Source organism: Psychrobacillus sp. (genome assembly GCF_056205495.1).
Genome location: NZ_JBAEAP010000101.1, coordinates 1 through 3021 on the forward strand (window position 1 = coordinate 1; position 3021 = coordinate 3021).

Below are 3021 nucleotides of genomic sequence, written 5' to 3' on the forward strand. Positions count from 1 at the left end.
TCTCTATTGTTTTCATCGTGATCATCTAATTCTATTAAGAGTTGCTCTGTGACATTCTTCCAAGCCTGTAAGCTATCTCGAATCATATTTCACCCGTCGAGCCATACTGTTTTTGGCGATTAATTTGAATGACCTGTTTCCATGTATCTCTAAATTCCATTGTATAGCCAATGACTTCATCTACCATTTCACTATCATTTTGGATATTAGCAGTTATTAAACGATTTAACATATAATCGTATAAAGAATACATAGATTCAGATACAGGAATAGACATATCTAGAGTGACCATAAGCTCACGAATTATATTTTGCGCTTTTTGAAGATTCGTGTTCTTTAGCTCAATATTATTTTCTTCTATTCCTTTTTTAGCTTGGTTTAAAAATTTCAGACACCCGTTATAGAGCATCAATGTTAATTCACCTGGCGACGACTGAGTTACACTATTTTGTTGATATGCTTGATAGGCATTGTTTACTGCCATGAGAACACTCCTCTTATTTTATTACGGTTTAACTAAACATTCCTGCGATAGATGCTGATTGACTATTGGCTCTGTTAATGGCATTCTCCATTGCAGTGAACTGCTTCCAATAACGAGTTTCAACCAACTCCAATCGATTTTGTAAACGACTTATCTGGTCATTGAAGTTATTCAGCGTACGTCCTATGCTGAATGTATTATTAGCTGCACCGGTTAGTCCAGACTTATCCGTCAGCTTTGTTCTACTTTCAGAAATAGCAGTTCTCATTTGGCTGACTAAACCTGCTTCTCCAGCAGTGGTGCTTGATTTGCCGAAAACCTCATAAACTTTGTTTGGATCTGAACTGATAGCTTCTCTTAATTTAGTTTCATCAATTTCTAACTTACCATTTGATAAATAGTCCTTGGAAGTAGAAATCCCTATATCACTTAATCGGATAGAACCTGATGATCCTTCTACCGCACCATTCAACGTGCTACGCATCTTCTGAAGCATATTACTAATGATTGGATCATTTTTAAGCGTACCACTTTTTGCTTTTTCTTCCCATAGTTCAATTTCCTTTTCTTTCATATCAGCCTTTTGCTCAGAAGAAAGAGGTGCATAATCACGATATTTAGTCTCACGTAATTTTGTATTTAACTGTTCGACCAATTTATTGTAATCATCTACAAATGTTTTAATAGAATCTACTATCTTATCCGTGTCTGGTGCAGAGCTGAATGTTACTGGATTGGAAGTAGTCTGTTTCAAAGATACTTCAAATCCATTGATTTGGAATGAATTGCTAGAACGCTCTGTTTTTAAGCCGTTAAAAGTAAAGATAGCATTCTGTCCTTCTTTTCCATTCGCTTGTGTATTATCACCATTAATTTTTAAAGTCTCTGCAAGATTACCGCTAATTACAATTTCTGGTCCATCTGCAACATTTCCAGAATTTTTTGCGGTAACCGCAATTTTCCCTGTAAAGGAGTCGTAGAATGCCGTAACACCAGTTTCACTATTAATTTTCTTTAACACAGTTTCTAACGTATCATCTTCACCGAAAGTTAAAGTTTTTGATTTATCGGCAGAAAACTTCCCATCCTTGTCAATTGCATTAATCGTTATAGAGTTAGATCCAGTTAAACCTAAGCTTTTTAAAGTTGCTTTTGTATCAATATTTTTCCCGTCTAAGGTAATTGCACTAGAACTTTGCAAAGTTGCTTGAGATGCTAATTGTTCGACAGAAATATTTCCAGAGAACTCAGATGTTGCACTAGTGCTTTTAATAGCAATTGCATCAGGCGAAGAAATATTAACTGTTTTTTCCATGAATGTAGACTGTTTCATCATAGTATCAAACAATTTATTACTATAGTCATTAAGCTGGCGGTTCACAGAACGATAATCATCTAATTGCCATTCTGTATATTGCTTTTTCTGAGTGACTTTATTTAATGAAGTTTTTTCAGCCTTCATTAAATCGTTAATGATTGTTTCTGTATCCATACCACTAGCTAATCCACCAATACGCATGAAATCACCATCCCTTATATTTTTTCGTCAACAAAAAATCCGACAAAATCTCGCATAGCTGCATACATATCCATCAATTTTTTAGATGGAATTTCACGTACAATTTCCTCTGTATTTGCATCGATTAATGTTACATAATAAGTATTTAGTTCTTCATGAAACTTAAAGCGAAGCTCAGTAGAAGTTGTCTCTAAAAACTTATTCATGCTATCTGTCATCTTTTTTGCTTTTTCAGACGGTAAATTTAGTTGTTCTCCATCTGGTGAAGCTTCAATAGTTTTGTTTGGAGATACATCTATTTGCTTCTCTGCTCCATTTACTTTAGCGGTAACATTCTTAGATAAACTCCTAGCAGAATCAGAAATGTGATTTACCATGCGGATCTTGCCTCCTTATATTTTATATAGCCTTAACTGTTATATCGGCTATATCCAACTATATTTAATAGAAATCTATACGAAAAAACGCGCCCGAATATATCGGACGCGTAAGTTTTAAAAAGATTAACGTAATAATTGAAGAACGCCCTGTGGCTGTTGGTTAGCTTGCGCAAGCATAGATTGAGCTGCTTGAGTAAGGATATTGTTCTTTGTGAACTCCATCATTTCTTTAGCCATATCAACGTCACGGATACGTGATTCTGCAGCTGTTAAGTTCTCAGATGCAGCTCCAAGGTTGTTAATAGTGTGCTCTAAACGATTTTGGTTTGCACCAAGAGCAGAACGAGTAGTAGAAACAGTATTGATTGCAGCATCTACTGCAGCAATATCAGTATCGAATTTAGCAGCAGTTCCATCAGGAGCGATACCGCCAACAGCTAAACCAGTTGAACTCATAGCAGTTCCAACTGTAATTTCTAATTGTTGTCCAGCATTAGCACCGATTTGCATATTAGCTGTTAAAGTACCATCAAGAAGTTTCTTACCATTAAATTCTGTACGTGAAGAAATTCCATCTAACTCAGCGTTTAGTTGTGTAATTTCTGCGTTGATAGCAGCGGAATCTTCAGGTTGAAGAG

The 3021-nt window shown here is 35.7% G+C and carries 4 protein-coding genes; all 4 read right to left on the reverse strand.

Features of this window, described 5'->3' with window-relative positions; translation table 11 throughout:
- Positions 1-82: 82 nt before the first annotated feature.
- Positions 83-484 carry a flagellar export chaperone FliS gene (gene fliS, locus AC06OU_RS03095; protein WP_298470774.1) on the reverse strand — a complete coding sequence of 134 codons (402 nt, stop codon included), beginning with the start codon at positions 482-484 and terminating at the stop codon, positions 83-85.
- 28 nt (positions 485-512) lie between these two features.
- Positions 513-2003: a flagellar hook-associated protein 2 gene (locus tag AC06OU_RS03100; protein WP_475853903.1), complete on the reverse strand. Its 1491-nt coding sequence runs from the start codon at positions 2001-2003 to the stop codon at positions 513-515.
- 14 nt (positions 2004-2017) lie between these two features.
- A complete protein-coding gene (gene flaG, locus AC06OU_RS03105; protein WP_475853905.1) occupies positions 2018-2380 on the reverse strand; it encodes a flagellar protein FlaG in 363 nt (120 codons plus the stop codon).
- A gap of 126 nt (positions 2381-2506) precedes the next feature.
- Positions 2507-3021, reverse strand: a 515-nt coding sequence (locus AC06OU_RS03110; protein WP_475853906.1) for a flagellin, incomplete at its 5' end; no start/stop codon positions are given.